Genomic DNA, 282 nt, shown 5'->3' with positions numbered 1-282 from the left:
ACAGTATGCTCATGATGTTCACAACGAGATTGAGTTTGGCATTGCTTATAATAAGCTTGGCGAGAGATTTGTACTAACTGACAAAACTTCGTAACGCTCAAACCTACTATGGTTTTCTCTTGGACAACGCTTCTTTGTGCTTTTTTGTCACTCTAACACCATAGTCACGTTCCATAACGTTCACGACAGCTTCAAAGAAGTCGGCTTTGAGTTGAGCATCTTCGAGCTGCTTTTCAAGCTCTTTAATACGTTGCTCTGGTGTAGGAGGTGAGTTGAACTCGG

The 282-nt window shown here is 42.2% G+C and carries 1 pseudogene; it reads right to left on the bottom strand.

Annotation, left to right across the window (positions count from 1 at the left end):
• A pseudogene (locus IQR33_RS35805) lies at positions 1-282 on the bottom strand (IS3 family transposase); the annotation flags it as partial.

Source organism: Vibrio sp. OPT46, from assembly GCF_015163535.1.
Classification (GTDB): Bacteria; Pseudomonadota; Gammaproteobacteria; order Enterobacterales; family Vibrionaceae; genus Vibrio; species Vibrio alginolyticus.
The sequence above is the reverse complement of the archived record's forward strand: the minus strand, read 5'-3'. Positions and strand labels throughout refer to the sequence as shown.